The organism is Clostridium tunisiense TJ (assembly GCF_000300195.1).
GTDB classification, from domain to species: Bacteria; Bacillota; Clostridia; order Clostridiales; family Clostridiaceae; genus Clostridium_J; species Clostridium_J tunisiense.
Window position 1 is genome coordinate 128313 of record NZ_AMQH01000002.1, and the last position, 15025, is coordinate 143337.

The 15025-nt window shown below is 31.3% G+C and carries 9 protein-coding genes and 1 other RNA gene; 3 read left to right on the plus strand and 7 right to left on the minus strand.

Translation table 11 applies throughout. The annotated features are described in order from the left end of the window. Window positions 1–50: 50 nt before the first annotated feature. The gene (locus C661_RS0100690) at window positions 51–626 is read left to right on the plus strand and encodes a TetR/AcrR family transcriptional regulator (protein ID WP_017413369.1); all 576 of its coding nucleotides are present in this window, start codon (window positions 51–53) and stop codon (window positions 624–626) included. Between the two features lie 488 nt (window positions 627–1114). Next, complete coding sequence (gene rsmH, locus C661_RS0100695; RefSeq protein ID WP_017413370.1) at window positions 1115–2179, plus strand: 16S rRNA (cytosine(1402)-N(4))-methyltransferase RsmH; 1065 nt, start codon at window positions 1115–1117, stop codon at window positions 2177–2179. A gap of 101 nt (window positions 2180–2280) precedes the next feature. Here the strand turns inward: rsmH and C661_RS0100700 are convergent, their stop codons facing one another. Continuing rightward, on the minus strand, window positions 2281–5742 hold the full coding sequence (locus tag C661_RS0100700; RefSeq protein ID WP_017413371.1) for a DUF5050 domain-containing protein: 3462 nt from the start codon (window positions 5740–5742) through the stop codon (window positions 2281–2283). A 727-nt stretch (window positions 5743–6469) separates the two neighbouring features. Here C661_RS0100700 and C661_RS0100710 point away from each other — a divergent pair. Next, window positions 6470–6877 (plus strand): LAGLIDADG family homing endonuclease, encoded by a 408-nt coding sequence (locus C661_RS0100710; protein ID WP_017413373.1) that lies wholly within the window; start codon window positions 6470–6472, stop codon window positions 6875–6877. Between the two features lie 65 nt (window positions 6878–6942). On the opposite strand, the gene C661_RS0100715 is transcribed toward C661_RS0100710, so the two are convergent. From C661_RS0100715 to C661_RS0100740, 6 genes are all read right to left on the minus strand, one after another. Next, window positions 6943–7206, minus strand: a complete 264-nt coding sequence (locus C661_RS0100715) for a hypothetical protein (RefSeq protein WP_041876854.1) — start codon at window positions 7204–7206, stop codon at window positions 6943–6945. 9 nt (window positions 7207–7215) lie between these two features. After that, on the minus strand, window positions 7216–9171 hold the full coding sequence (locus C661_RS0100720) for a S9 family peptidase (protein ID WP_017413375.1): 1956 nt from the start codon (window positions 9169–9171) through the stop codon (window positions 7216–7218). Between the two features lie 649 nt (window positions 9172–9820). Further along, window positions 9821–10152: a transfer-messenger RNA gene (gene ssrA / locus C661_RS23015) on the minus strand. Window positions 10153–10470: 318 nt separating this feature from the next. Beyond that, a complete protein-coding gene (smpB, locus tag C661_RS0100730; protein WP_017413377.1) occupies window positions 10471–10938 on the minus strand; it encodes an SsrA-binding protein SmpB in 468 nt (155 codons plus the stop codon). A gap of 259 nt (window positions 10939–11197) precedes the next feature. Then, window positions 11198–13495 (minus strand): ribonuclease R, encoded by a 2298-nt coding sequence (rnr, locus tag C661_RS0100735; RefSeq protein ID WP_017413378.1) that lies wholly within the window; start codon window positions 13493–13495, stop codon window positions 11198–11200. Between the two features lie 782 nt (window positions 13496–14277). Further along, window positions 14278–14994, minus strand: coding sequence for a pseudouridine synthase (locus C661_RS0100740; protein ID WP_017413379.1), 717 nt, complete (start codon window positions 14992–14994; stop codon window positions 14278–14280). Window positions 14995–15025 lie beyond the last annotated feature (31 nt).

Sequence of the window (15025 nt, forward strand, 5' to 3'; positions counted from 1 at the left end):
ATATTGATAAATTTCATGAAATTCGTTAAAATTATATAGAGGTGAGTATAATGAATGGCTTTCAACGACGTAGAGAAAAAAAAATGGATGATATTATTACAGCTGCATGTGAATTATTTTCAGCTAATGGAATAAAAGTAGTAAGCATTGCTGAAATTGCAAAAAAAGCCAATGTATCTCAAGTCAGTATATATAATTTTTTTGAGAGTAAAGAAAATTTAGCAAAGCAAGCTTACTTTAAAATTATGGATGAAATAATGAAAGATTTAGAGGCATTGATTAAAAGTAATATTTCATTTCGAGAAAAATTTGAAAAGATGGTCCATATATCATTAGAATCAGCAAAAAATTTAGATGGAAACCTGTCTTATTCAGAACTTTTAAAAGATCCAACTGTTCAAAAATTTCTTGAAGAGTATGGTCATAATAAGACGATTCCTTTATTAATGGACTTAATTGAACAAGGCAAAAGTGAGGGCTGTCTTGATAGGGAAATTTCTTCTGAATCAATACTTATTTATATTAATTCATACAATGAAATGCTTAAATCTAACATGAGCACAAAAACAAGAATAGATTTAGGAAAGTTATTTTTTTATGGATTATTTGGAGAAAATAATTCCTAATATATCTCGTTACCACCAAATATAAAACAAAGGCAACACCCTATAATAAAACGCTCTAATGATATATCAACAGAAAGTAATTGTTGCAAACTTTATTAATAATTAAATCATAGTATTTTGGTGCATATTTATAATTGTATAAAAATTGAGAGCCAGTCAAAAGGAATTCAAATTCTCCTTAACTAGCTCTCTAAATTTTTTCTTCCAAAGAATATTGTACATTCATTCAAAGATGATAATTATATTTTTAATGTAATATGTAGATTATCAAGTAATTACATGATAATCTACACTCTGAAAATAGCGATCACAATTTATTCTAAAATACCACTTAATTTTTTGACTACTCCACTATAAGAAGTAATTTAATTGCTACAATTAGCAGTAATTTTAGAATGCAAACCCTTGGTGTTGCTTTAGCAAATTGTATCTGCTATGATATAATCTATAAAAAACAGTAAAAATATATTGTAAAATGAGGGAAGAGAATGAGTGTAGATCAAACTTTGGATGAAAAAGAAATTAAACATCAGCGCCGTCCTCGCTATAAAGGAACTCATCCTAAGAATTTTAAGGAAAAATACAAGGAACTGAATCCGGAGAAATATGCTGATGATATTGAAAAAATTATTAAAAAAGGCAACACTCCTGCAGGTATGCATATTTCCATTTGTGTTAAAGAAATATTGGAATTTCTACAAATCACCCCTGGGCAAATTGGGCTAGATGCAACACTAGGTTATGGTGGTCATACCTTAGAAATGCTTAAATGTTTAGATTCAAAAGGGCGCTTATATTCACTTGATGTAGATCCTATTGAATTACCAAGAACTAAAGAGCGTTTAGAGAAATTAGGTTATGGTCCAGAAATTTTAGAGATTAAGCAAATGAACTTTGCCAAAATAGATGAAGTCACCTCAAAGCCAGAGGCTTTTAATTTTGTATTGGCAGACTTAGGGGTTTCTTCTATGCAAATAGACAATCCTGAGAGAGGGTTTACCTTTAAGGCTGAAGGTCCCTTAGACTTAAGACTTAATCCCAACGTGGGTATCTCTGCAGCAGATCTTTTAAAAGAATTGAATTTATTTGAAATAGAAGATATGCTCATAGAAAATTCTGATGAGCCTCACGCAGCTGTGATTGCTCGTGCTATTCTTTCTAGCATAAAAAAAGGAATTGATATTACAACAACCACGCAACTTAGAAATATCATCAAAGATAATCTAAAGTATGTTCCAAGAATCAAAGAGGATGATATTAAAAAGTCCTGTCAAAGGACCTTCCAAGCATTACGAATTAATGTAAATAAAGAGTTTGAAGTTTTAGATGAGTTTTTAGAAAAACTTCCTACTGTCCTTGCTAAAGGTGGTCGTGTTGCCATACTTACATTCCACTCAGGAGAAGATCGTCGCGTGAAAAAATCTTTTCAACACTTTCTTCGCGAAGGTATTTATTCTGAAATAGCTAAAGAGCCTATTCGCCCATCAGCAGAAGAATGTAATGTTAACAGTCGTGCACGTTCTGCTAAATTACGTTGGGCAATAAAAGCATAAGAAAAAGTAAGACCCACGACAAAATTGTCGTGGGTCTTGTTGATGGAAGCGAAATGATTCTATATCATTAGTTATTAACTTATAAAGTATAATGAAATAACTTACCAAATAAACGAATCATATATAAGTTGTTTATCGGAACCATCTAATCTAATTCGATAATATTTACCATCTGACCCGTTAAAATAAACCCAATTATTTAAAACATTTATATCCGTTGATTGCATATCACAAAGCTTACTATAGTTAGAACCATCAATTTTCATTTTACTTAATTTATAATCATTATCTAAATATATCCACTCACCCACCACTTTCATCGAACTAGGCTGAGTTACATTACTTATTAAAGTTTTAAATGAACCGTCCTTTTTCATTTTACTTATTGTTGAGTAGCTTGATTGATAGTAAATCCACTCTCCAACTATATTAATACAACTTGGTGCATCATCTGATAGTTTTGTTCTTCCTGAACCATCCGTTTTTATTTTGCAAAATTCGCTTAAGCTTAAATTTCGTGGATCAACTTTGCGTTCATAATATATCCATCCATCATCTGAAATGTTTACTTCATCTACTATATCATCAGTAATCTTAGTTCTATCAAGTCCACTAAGTCTAATCTTGTAAAGCTTTCCCTTATCATCATAGTTTCTGTAATACATCCAGTCTCCAATAATACGTAAAAGCTCGGCATTCTCATCACATACTTGTGTTGTACCAGTGCCATCAATTTTAACTTTTTTTAGATACCCACCATTAGAATAATAAATCCAGTCGCCAACTACATTTACCTTATCTACCCAATCTTTGGTATAGTATCCTTTCTCTGAACCATCAGCTTTCATTTTAAAATTATTAATAATGATCCAGTCTCCATACTGTGCAACAGAATCTTGATTAGCTGTATTTCCTAATATTTCTTTATCTACAACAGTAAGTGTTAATTTCACCTTATTAATATAACCATTTACAGTTCCTTCATATGTGACACTACCAAGTTTAGAAGTATCTATATTGCCTGCATTCCAAGTAACTGGCACATAATATTTTTCCCCATTACTAATTGTTGTAATAACGGTAGCTGGTAACTGATATTTCTCTCCCAACTTAACACTTACGTTAAATTGCTCAATATTTTTTATAGCAAGATCAACACCAAATCTTTGTCTTCCTGTTCCATCATTTTTTATTTTATACATCTTTGGTTGATTAGAAATATTTTGATAATAAATCCAATCACCATTAATTTGCATATTGTTTGGGCTTAATGTGCCATTTGAAAGTTTATCTTCACACAATATCTTTCTCCCAGTTCCATCAGTATTCATTACTCTGAGCTTGTAATCAATATTATCATAATAATAGATTTGTTCTCCTGAAACATTGTAGTTTAAAATATATGAGTCAGCAGCTATCTCAGTTTTGTTTGTTCCATCTAGATCCATCTTTAAAATTCCCGAGAAATAATTAGCGAATAAATTTTGACCTGAAATAATAAGTCCACTACATTGATACTCAAATAACTGGGTTCTTTCATAACCATCTTTATTGATTTTATATATACTATTCCCATAAGTAGCACTTATATAATAGATCCAATTACCCATTAAATTTATCCCATAGACATGCTCTTCGCTTAATTTGGTTTTACTTGTTCCATCTATTTTAACTTTATATAGATAATTTTTATCAGTTAGATTTGAATAAAACACCCAGTCTCCCACAATACTCAGACTTTCCATGGAGTCACTACAAACCAGTGTCCTTGAAGAACCATCAATTTTAACTTTGTAAAGCTTATTATCATCAGAAAGATTTTTATAGTAAATCCATTCTCCTATAATATTGATATAGCTTACCTGATCATCACTAAGTTTAACTTTATTCGTTCCATCCGGCTTTATCTTATAAAGTTTTCCATCAACTTCATCAGAAAAATACTCCCATCCAGCCCTTTCAACAGCTAATCCTTCATGTGCAATATTTCCATTGCTATTTCCTCTTTCCACTACACTAATTGTTAAGTCGATCTCCTTATTATATCCTTGAACTGCTCCTTTGTATGTGTATGATGATTTTATATCAGTATCAATATTATATGAATTCCAAATTACTGGCACTAGCAACTTTGACCCATCAGTCATTTCAGCAGGTACGTATTTGGGTAATTCACAATAATCACCTTGTCCAACTTGTATGTTCTGATCATCAATATTTGAAATAGTTCTACAAATACCAAAAAGCTTTAAGTCAGTTCCATTTAAATTGCTGCTATATAAAAAACCATACTCATCATATAAAAATATTCTGTCGCCATTTACATTAATATGTGTAATATTAAAATCAGTAAGCCTTTCATTCTGACTACCATCATATTTAATCCTATAAAGAGTATTGTCATCACTTACATTTATATAATATAACCATCCATTTACCGCATTCAACTCAATGCCCTCAGAAGCTTGTACTAATATTTTGTTTGTGCCATCTGTATTCATTCTATAAATGAATTTGTCATTATAATCCTGATAAAACAAATAACTATCTTGCAAAGTAACATATAATGATGTCTCAGTATTGATGTTGATTTTTGATGTATTATTCAAATTCACTTTAGTAACTTCCCCATAATTTGAAAAGTTGCTATAATACATATATTCTTCATATAAGTTAATATAAAGTGGACTATCCTCAGTTACCTTTTTCTTATTACCCCCATTTAAATCCATTTTATATAAGCTATAATTTTCATTTACATCCTGATAATAAATTGAATTATTGTATACTCTTAAATAAGTGGCTGGTTCCATTGTTAATTTTGTTCTTTCTGTTCCATCTTTATTAACTTTATAAATTGCACTATTATCTGATAAATTGCAATAATAAATATAACTTTCTTGAACATTTAAAAACAATGGTTCATCATCATTTATCTTCGCAACGCTGCTTCCATCAATTTTAGCTTTTGATAATTTTCCTTGATTAATAGGATTTCCATAATATACCCAAGTTCCATCATATGTTGCAAATCCATAATTATTTATATTAGCATTATTTGATGGCTCAACATTTAAAGTTAATGTTATTGACCTATTATAATCTAATAGTGTGCCAGTATAAGTATATTTTCCAACCTTAGAAGTGTTAGCCTGCATTGAGTTCCATTTAACTAATAACTCTATATGGTAGTTATCACCTAATTTAGCACTTATAGTTTGTGGTAATGAATATGTTTCTCCTTGCTTAACATTCCTAACAACATCACTAATTACTATTGTATTATTAATAAATCTAGACACCTTAGTTATATCATATATATCAATGATTCCATCATCATTAAAATCATATTTGTCTTGCCACGTTAACATCTCATGATTTGCATTATAATATTTAGCCACTTGTGCTAAATCTTTAATATCAATTATTAAGTCTTTGTTAACATCTAAATTCTTATCTAATGTTACATCACTTAAAACCTCTCCTCTAACTATTGCAGGTTTTATTGGGACAAAACAAATAATAAGAAGAAAAATTAAAATCTTTTTAAGTATATTTTTCATAAAATCCCCCGTTTTCCTTTTTACCATAAGCATAATAATTAATAACTCTTTTAGTTATACCTAGCTGTATAGACATTTTAACTTCCAATTCATACATTTAAATTATACTAACATTTTTTTTGTAAAACAATGAATATAACAAATATTATGAACTTATTTTAAAATTTGAATTTAATAATAGATTTAATTATAATACACTACTGAATCCAATCTCAACTTGATACATAATTTTATGAAAATCTTCAGATAAAGTTATTATCACCTTTCTTATTTCATAAGTCATTAGTGTTGTTTGTAAATATTCTCTATCTAGTCACTGTGCCAAATTTAATAATCTTGGTGAGACTGAGTGAATCTTTTTTTGTTAAAGTAAAACTTATGGAGACTATATTAGTGGTTAATCTCCTTATTAAAAGTTCTTTTTGATAGTTTAGAACGAAGATTAAAGTCACAATCTTAAAATAAGATTCAATACATAAAAAACACTATCATTCCTATGAATAAATTGTCTTGAAAATATATTACGTTATATAGTTTAACACCTCTGAAATCTCATTTATATTTCGCAAATCTGTTATAGTTCTAATCAAGTATTACTGCATAATTAGAATATAATTATATGCAAAATACATATAGAAGCAACATTGTATTTTATGCATATTTTCACTAGATAATCTACAACCTAAAAATAGTAACCTCAATCTATGACAAAAGGAAGATGATACTTATGAATGAAATTCAAAAGGCATATGTAGCAGGCATCATAGATGGTGAGGGAAGCATTATGCTTCAGAGCTTTCATAAAAATCAACTACCATCTCCTTGCGTATCAGTAGCTTCGACTTCAATGGAACTTTTAATTTACTTAAAACAAATTATTAGTTGTGGCGTCATTGTAAAAAAGAAAAATTATAATTTGGAAAAGCACCATGACTCCTATACCTTTTACGTACGATATAACAATGCTATAAATTTACTTATAGAAATTGAACCTTATCTAATAATAGAAAGTAAAAGGAAAAGAGCAAAGCTTATCATTGAAAAATATAAGACTTTAACTCCTAGAAATGGAAGATATTCAGAAGAACAACTATTATTAAAAGAATTATTTTATAAAGAATTTATAAATACATAGGAAAAAACCTCAGCATTTCTGCTGAGGTTTTTATGGTGGAAGCGAAGCACGGTGGATGAGATCCACTATTTCATAACTCTTTCCTTCATTCTTCTTAAATTTATCTTTTTATCATCTTCAAAGCACTCTTCTAAATCATCAATAAGTATTTTAAAATCTTCATAGTTAATAATTCTTTCACCAATAGTTAAAACATTATAATAACCCTTTATAAAAATAACTTCGGTTCTTTTTAGTTCTTTATTGTTAGTGCAATATCGATGCATTTTATTAGTTTTGTTAAGTTTGTTCACATAATCAATAGCTTTTCTTCTATTTATTATTGACAAAAACACTTATTAAACATGCTTTATAAACCACTCAAGATTTTGTTCCATTATTGCTTTATGAAGACCAGGTTTATGAGGACTATGCCCCATTCCCTTAAATACTATAAGTTCACTTTCCACTTCTGAGTCTTGTAGCCCTCGGAAGAGTTCATATGCATTTGGAACAGGTACCCTCTTATCGTTATCGCCATGTTGGATAAGCGTTGGTGTACAAGCAGTTTTTATATATGTCATAGGAGAGGTTATTGCATATACTTCTGGATCATTCCATGGTGTGGCTCCTAGATATGATCTAGTAAACGTTGTTATGTCCGTATTTACATAGTAAGTAATCCAGTTACTTATTCCTGCTCCTACAGAGATTGCTTTGAATCGATTGCTAAAGGTTGCGCAGAAGGCTGAGATGTATCCCCCTTGGCTCCAACCCATTACTCCAACTCTTTCGCTGTCTATTATGTCCATTTCCTTTAGAGCATCTACTCCTGAAATAACATCCTCATAGTCTCCTACTCCAAGCATTCTAAAATTACTGGTCAAAAACTTGTTTCCATAGCCTGAGCTTCCTCTATAATTTGGCTCGAGAACAATGAAGCCACTCTCTACAAACTGCTCAATTGGATAGAGTTTATTCATATTATGGAAGGGGAATGATGCCCATGTTGGTCCACCATGTATAACTACCAAAAGCGGATACTTTTTATTGGAATCATAATCATGTGGCTTGGATAAAACCCCTTCTATCTCAAGACCATCCTTGGTGTTCCAGATTACAACTTCTTTTTTACTCATTAGTTTATTCTCGTATATCCTGCTTTCATTTGTTACTTGTACTGCGTTTACGTAAACCTCAACTGCCCTATTTTTTTCTGTTTTTATATAGGCTATATTTTCACCATCAAAGGTACTATCTGCATCGGCTATATAACACTCACCATTGCTATAGATTGAAGATATTTCACCCTTTTCAGAAACCATTCCAATTCGACAGTTGGCTCTATCCTGCCAGGTTACAAGGATTCCTTTGCTTGTCCATTTAATAGGTGTAACACCTCTGTCAAATCCAGATAACCTCATTAAGGTTTCTTCCTTTTCAAGATCATATATCTCTAAAACGACATCTTCGAAAACCTTCCATTTATAATATTCTGACTCTCTTGGCGTTTTAGCAAATACAATTCTATTTCCATCTGGAGAGAATGAAATATTTGAATTAAAGGTTCCAGTAACATTGAGTTTTGTAAGCTTTTTTGTGGAGATATCCAATAGGTATACATATGTCTCTTCATCTCTTATATCTCCTGTTGGAGTACATATAAGTACAGCTTTTTTCCCATCCGGAGATATTTGGAAACCCCTTATGCTAAAATCCCTCGGATTTGTTATGTCTACTTTAACATCCTTTGGTTCTTCTTTTTCATCTTTTTTCTTATTACTTAGCTCTTTAAATGATTCAATTGCTTCCTCTATTCCTACATAGCATAAATAATCATTCTTATATTCTTTATCGACATATTCAAATTCTCCATAAGTCTCTTTACGTTTTTTTAGCTCCTCCGAATCAGATTCCGTAGTGGTATAGTATATTCCCTTGCCATCAGGCGACCAGATAAAGTTGTTTACACCTTCCTTGGAATTTGTAATCTGGATTCCATTAAACTCGTCAAAGGTTTTCAAAATAATTTGTTTTCGAAGTTTTTCTTTTTCACCTACCTCTGAGATATAGGCTAAATAATTCTTATCGGTCGCCCATGCAGGGCTGCTGCTTTCAGATTTACCTGTTGTAATGGGATAATGCTTTTGACCATCTACTTCATAAACCCACACATGATTTCTGTATACATTTTCAGCTAAATCAGAAGTCCTTTTAACATATGAAACAACCTTTCCATCCTTACCAATGCTTATTGATTGAAGCCATGGTATTTGTACCAACTCATCAATTGAAGTATAATTTGTCTTGTTCATAAATTCCTCACTCCCTCCATTATCATAGAATTTGTGCTGTACCAAATAATATTTGTGAATTTTAGCACTCGCTTTGATTATAAAGCATATTTGGGAATTTTTGAATTATTCTAAATTATTTTGTTATAAAAATTTTTAGTACTATGTTTATGTGAAAAAATGCATCTAATTCAATTCGGTTTTTCTGTAACATTTCCCAGCTTTATTTGTAGAATCTAATTACATCAACCTTCTACACAAAAACCTCCGTTACTTATGGTACAGTTCACCTTTTGTAATTCTAAACTTCCTTACAAACAGGAAAAAACCTCAGCATTTCTGCTGAGGTTTTTATGGTGGAGGCGAGGGGACACAATTTCCCATCATTTCTGTATGGTGCTGACTATATCTTCAACTTAAGTTTTATCTTAAGTCGCTTGGCGTATTATAGAAGTCATAATATAGTTTTGAAACTTCTATCCTAGTACTTCTTATCAAAATAATTTGACTTAGAAGCCTATGAGTCGATACGAGGCTGTTGAATTTCTTCACATACCTCTCGGTATTGCCGTCATCATGATTAGTATCACATGTTACGGTTTCACCGATAAAGCCAAGTTTTCACTTAGGAATCACTCCCTAAGGCGACTCTTGTCAATGTAATTGACACTGAATCGAACCCCTGTCCGAAAGCCATCACAACTAGGCATCTCCGAGTGCAGTTCATCTTTTAACATTCCCTCCATGAAACGCCGACGAACAGGCTTTTCACTTCAGTAGCTTCATTAATTCCGTTCTTAAGTCAAAGCTTTCCTAAGCTCGGTTCCCCACTAAATGACGCTCTATCCTAAGTCGTGGGACTCAAAGGTAGAACGAGCTGAACTAAGCAGCTAACGCGAAATTATCTTCTGCGTTTATCTTTATTCCCATAGTTTTTTAAGGCGGGCCCATGAGTTCCCTCCACTCGCTTCCTAGGTGCCACGTACCCCCGTCGAAACCAGTACGCCCCCATGATAAAGTTCTTTTAAACGCATTTCGCATCTCTGGTAAATCCTCATAAACTATTTTTTAGCTTAATCACATTTACTAGATCAAAGTTGTTAACTTTCAATGCTATATTCAATTTTATTTGAACTATGAAGTTACTATATTATATACTGCACAATTATTTTATGCAAGAACAAACTATAATATGCAAAGTTCATATATTTTGTAACCACCAGCTGTTATTATCAATCGGTGACTACAAAATATATATTACACTAAATCTAAAATAATAGCAAGGTACAATGATTACATATGTTGGAAATAAGTTTAGTGTTATCTATACTTTTCCTTCATTTCTCTATCAATATCTCTTTTAGCAGCTTTTTCTAACATTGCATCTCTCTTATCATAATCCTTTTTACCCTTACATACCCCAAGAGCAACTTTAATTCTTCCATCTTTAAGATAAAGAGATAGTGGCACAAGAGTATACCCCTTTTGAGCTGTATATCCTATAAGTTGAGTTATCTGCAATTTATGAAGAAGTAGTTTACGCTCTCTTAGTGGATCTCTATTAAAAATATTTCCTTGCTCATATGGACTTATGTGCATATTTTTAACAAAGACTTCTCCATTTATTATATCTGCATAGGAATCCCTAAGATTTGCTTTTCCTGCTCTTATGGATTTAACTTCTGTTCCAACTAGTTCAATACCAGCTTCTAAAGTCTCTTCTATGAAGTAATCGTGTCTTGCTTTTCTATTTTCAACTACGGTCTTAGTTCCTAATTTCTTAGCCATATTTTCACCTACTTTTAATTTATAAATTAAAGGCTTCTAAAATATTTCTACTTTCTACTCCTAGTAAGCCTTAAAATAACTATTTAATATTATATCTACCTAAAGTCTTGAGTTTAGTTCCCTGTAATTTAGAATATACTATATTTCCAAAGATTTGTAAATCATTTACTTCGAGGAAAAGGAGCTGTTAAATTAACAGCTCCAGTTTATTTTATGGTTATAACTCATATATATTTAGCTCTTCTATGGTATCTATGTTTTACTCGTCTAAGTTGTCTATATTACTCTTTTGTATTATTACAGTGTTATTTGTTCCACTATCTTGATCTTTAGTGGTATCTTCATTTCTAAAGTAACTAGCTTCATCCCGGTCTTCATCTTCAAATTCACCTAGAGATATTACTGGATAAGCTCCCACTGTAAGTTCTTCTTCTACTTCATTACCTTCTTTAACTATATCAAAGTAAACTTCATGAGCTGCGATATCAACCTTTGAGCATACTACTTTAACAGAATCTCCAAGTCTATACATGTTTTTAGTTCTCTCTCCAATTAAAGCCATGTGCTTTTCATCAAAGATGTAATAATCGTCCGCTAAGGCACTGATGTGTACTAGACCTTCGATGGTGTTTGGAAGTTCTACAAACATACCAAAGTTTGTAACTGAGGATATAATTCCCTCGAACTCTTCACCAATTTTTTCTGACATGTACTCAGCTTTCTTTAAGTCATCTACTTCACGTTCAGCTTCTACTGCCATTCTTTCTGTATCAGAGGATTGTTTAGAAGCTTCGTCTACGAATTTTCTAAGCTTCTTCTCTCTGCCTTCCCCTAGTCCTCCATTTATTAATTCTTTAATGATTCTATGGATTGTAAGGTCTGGGTATCTTCTAATTGGTGATGTAAAGTGGCAATAGTATTTAGCCGCAAGACCAAAGTGTCCTACACATTCTGGTGAGTACTTAGCCTTCATCATTGAACGAAGTAATAAAGTACTTACTACATTTTCTTCTTTCTTACCTTTTACCTTCTCTAGAATTTCTTGAAGCATTCTAGGATGAACATCATTGTTCCATTTTACAAAGTATCCTAGGTTATGAACAAACTCATTAAAGTGCATTAGCTTTTCTTCATCTGGATCTTCGTGAATTCTGTATACAAATGGAGCATTCATCCAGAAGAAGTGCTCTGCCACAGTTTCGTTGGCAATAAGCATAAACTCTTCTATAATTCTATTTGAAACTGCTCTCTCGTAAGGCTTAACATCAATTGGTTTACCATTTTCATTTAAGATTATTTTACATTCTTCAAAATCAAAATCTATGGCTCCTCTTGAAAATCTCTTTTTATTTAGAATTTCATATAACTTCTCCATATTTTTAAAGTCTTCATGTAAGTACTCATATTTTTTAATTAACTCTTCATCCTTATCTCTAAGGATTTTTGTAACATCAGTATAGGTCATTCTTTCATTGGTTTTAATAATACTTTCAAAGACTTCATGATCTAAAACCTTACCTGTATTATCAATTTCCATAAAGCAGCTTAAAGCTAATCTATCTACTCTTGGATTTAAACTGCACACACCGTTAGATAGCTTTCTTGGAAGCATTGGAATAACTCTATCTATAAGATATACCGAAGTTCCTCTTTTGAAAGCTTCTTTATCTAGTGGGTTGTTTTCTCTAACATAGTGAGATACGTCTGCAATATGAACTCCTAGCTTGTAATTTCCATTAGAAAGTCTTTCTACGGAAACAGCATCGTCTAAATCCTTAGCATCTTCTCCATCTATGGTCACCATTTTTACATCTCTTAAATCTTTTCTTCTCTTGTATTCACTTTCAGGTATTTCTTCTGGAATTCTTTCTGCAAAGTTTTCAACTTCTACTGGGAATTCTTCAGGTAAGTTGTGTTTTCTTATGATAGTTAGGATATCAATACCCTTATCGCCTTTATTTCCTAATATTTCGATAATTTTTCCCTCTGGATTTCTTCTTTGCTCTGGCCAACGAGTTATTTCTACCACAACGATTTGACCACTTTGCGCACCATTTCTATCTGCTTTAGAGATAAATATATCTTGAGCTATCTTTTGGCTATCTGGAACTACAAAACCAAAGTTCTTACTATCTTCATAGGTTCCTACAAGTTTTGTATTTCTTCTTTCAATAACCTGTACTATCTCACCTTCACATTTTTTTCCCTTGTCTTTCTCTCTTAGGATCTTAACTAGAACTCTGTCATTATGCATAGCGCCATTTACATTGTTTGCTGGAATAAACACATCTGGTCTTTCCTCATCAGCAATTACAAATCCAAAGCCCCTTTGGTGACCTTGAAAGGTTCCTGGTAGCATTCCCATTCTCTCTGGAATTCCATAATACTCTGCTCTATTTTTAATTATTTGTCCGTCAGCTTCCATTCCAGCTAATAGCTTTTCAAATTCCTTCATATCTCTTTTATTTATACTAAAGATTTTTGCAAGCTCTTTTATATTCATAGGCTTATATGCTTGTTCTTTCATAAAGTTAATTAAAACTTCTCTAATATTCATTTTTGACCTCCTTTTTAGGTATCTGAAAACAAATAACAAGGCAAGGATGTGAAGTATATTTGGGGTTAGACAAGGAAACAGGTTCCTTAGATAGTGGAGCTATCTAAGGGTTCTGTTGACGCAGTATAACACAAAATAGACCAACATACTGACTTATTTATTTTTTGAAGATACCTTACTATGTATTATTCGTATTTTTTCACTACTAGGTTATAACTATTCACTAATTAGCTATTTAACTAATTAAAACTTCTAGCTTAACCCTTTATATATCTATTATATATTATTTAACCACAATATTTGTTAACATTACATAATATTAACAATAAAAAATAACAAAAAAAAATTCCTCTGGTCTCTCCCAGAGGAATTTTTTCATGACAAACTATGTTTACAACAAAATTCGGCATGTATTAAAGGGTATACAGCCCTTGGGGATGGACTGTACGAATAAATAAAAAGGGGGCTATAATTCTCTTTATTTATTTAACAAGTTTATTATAATAAGATTTTTTGTTTTTTTCAAGTGTATTTATAAAACAAACTATAAATAAAGTATAAACAAAGTGTTAATTCAACATATTTTTACATTTCATTCTCACTTCATTTCCAATTCTTTAATCTTTTTCATAAAATGTACACCTAAAAAGTAACTAAATATAAGTTTATTTCACTCTTCTTTTCCTTAAAGCTTCTTAAATTTTTAATTTACCCGCATCAAAATGAATTAAAAAATAAATATATAAACTTTTAAATCACATTGAAATAAGTTACAAAGACATTTAAACATTCTTTAGAAGTTCTATTTCTTCCTCTGTAAGTTCTCTAAAGCTACCTTCTTCTACAGTTTCATCTAATTTTAGTGGTCCAAAGCTGATTCTTCTTAAATAAACCACACTCTTGTCTACAGCTTCAAACATTCTTTTAACTTGATGGAACTTGCCTTCCTGGATTGTTACATGAACTTCCGCTCCATCCTCATTAGAGTTAATTACCTCTAGTTTAGCTGGCATACAAAGATATCCATCATCTAAAGTAATTCCCTTTTCAAATTTTACTATATCACTTTCATCTATAGGTTTATTAATTTCAGCATAATAAACTTTATCTACATGGTTTTTAGGAGCAATTAACTTATGATTTAATTCTCCATCATTAGTTATAAGTAGTAATCCTACAGTATCTTTATCTAATCTTCCTATTGGAAATGGTTCAAACACTTGATATTCAGGGTCTAAAAGATCAATTACAGTTTCATCATGATTATCAAAAGTAGCACTAACTACTCCACTTGGCTTGTTCATCATTAGATATATAAACTTTCTATAATTAATCTTTTCTCCTTTAACTTCAATAGTTGAATTTACAGGATCAACCTTTTCAGCACTATCCTTTACTGGAGTTCCATCTACTACTACCTCACCCTTTCTGCAAAGAGCCTTCACTTCTTTCCTACTTCCATAACCTAAATTAGCTAATATTTTATCTAAACGTTCCATAACTATTCCTCACTTTCAAAATACTTAAGTA

Coding starts and splice junctions, on each gene's coding strand:
- rnr (WP_017413378.1), bottom strand. CDS start 13,495: ATGAATATTAGAGAAGTTTTAATTAACTTTATGAAAGAACAAGCATAT.
- C661_RS0100700 (WP_017413371.1), bottom strand. CDS start 5,742: ATGAAAAATATACTTAAAAAGATTTTAATTTTTCTTCTTATTATTTGT.
- rsmH (WP_017413370.1), top strand. CDS start 1,115: ATGAGTGTAGATCAAACTTTGGATGAAAAAGAAATTAAACATCAGCGC.
- C661_RS0100690 (WP_017413369.1), top strand. CDS start 51: ATGAATGGCTTTCAACGACGTAGAGAAAAAAAAATGGATGATATTATT.
- smpB (WP_017413377.1), bottom strand. CDS start 10,938: ATGGCTAAGAAATTAGGAACTAAGACCGTAGTTGAAAATAGAAAAGCA.
- C661_RS0100720 (WP_017413375.1), bottom strand. CDS start 9,171: ATGAACAAGACAAATTATACTTCAATTGATGAGTTGGTACAAATACCA.
- C661_RS0100740 (WP_017413379.1), bottom strand. CDS start 14,994: ATGGAACGTTTAGATAAAATATTAGCTAATTTAGGTTATGGAAGTAGG.
- C661_RS0100710 (WP_017413373.1), top strand. CDS start 6,470: ATGAATGAAATTCAAAAGGCATATGTAGCAGGCATCATAGATGGTGAG.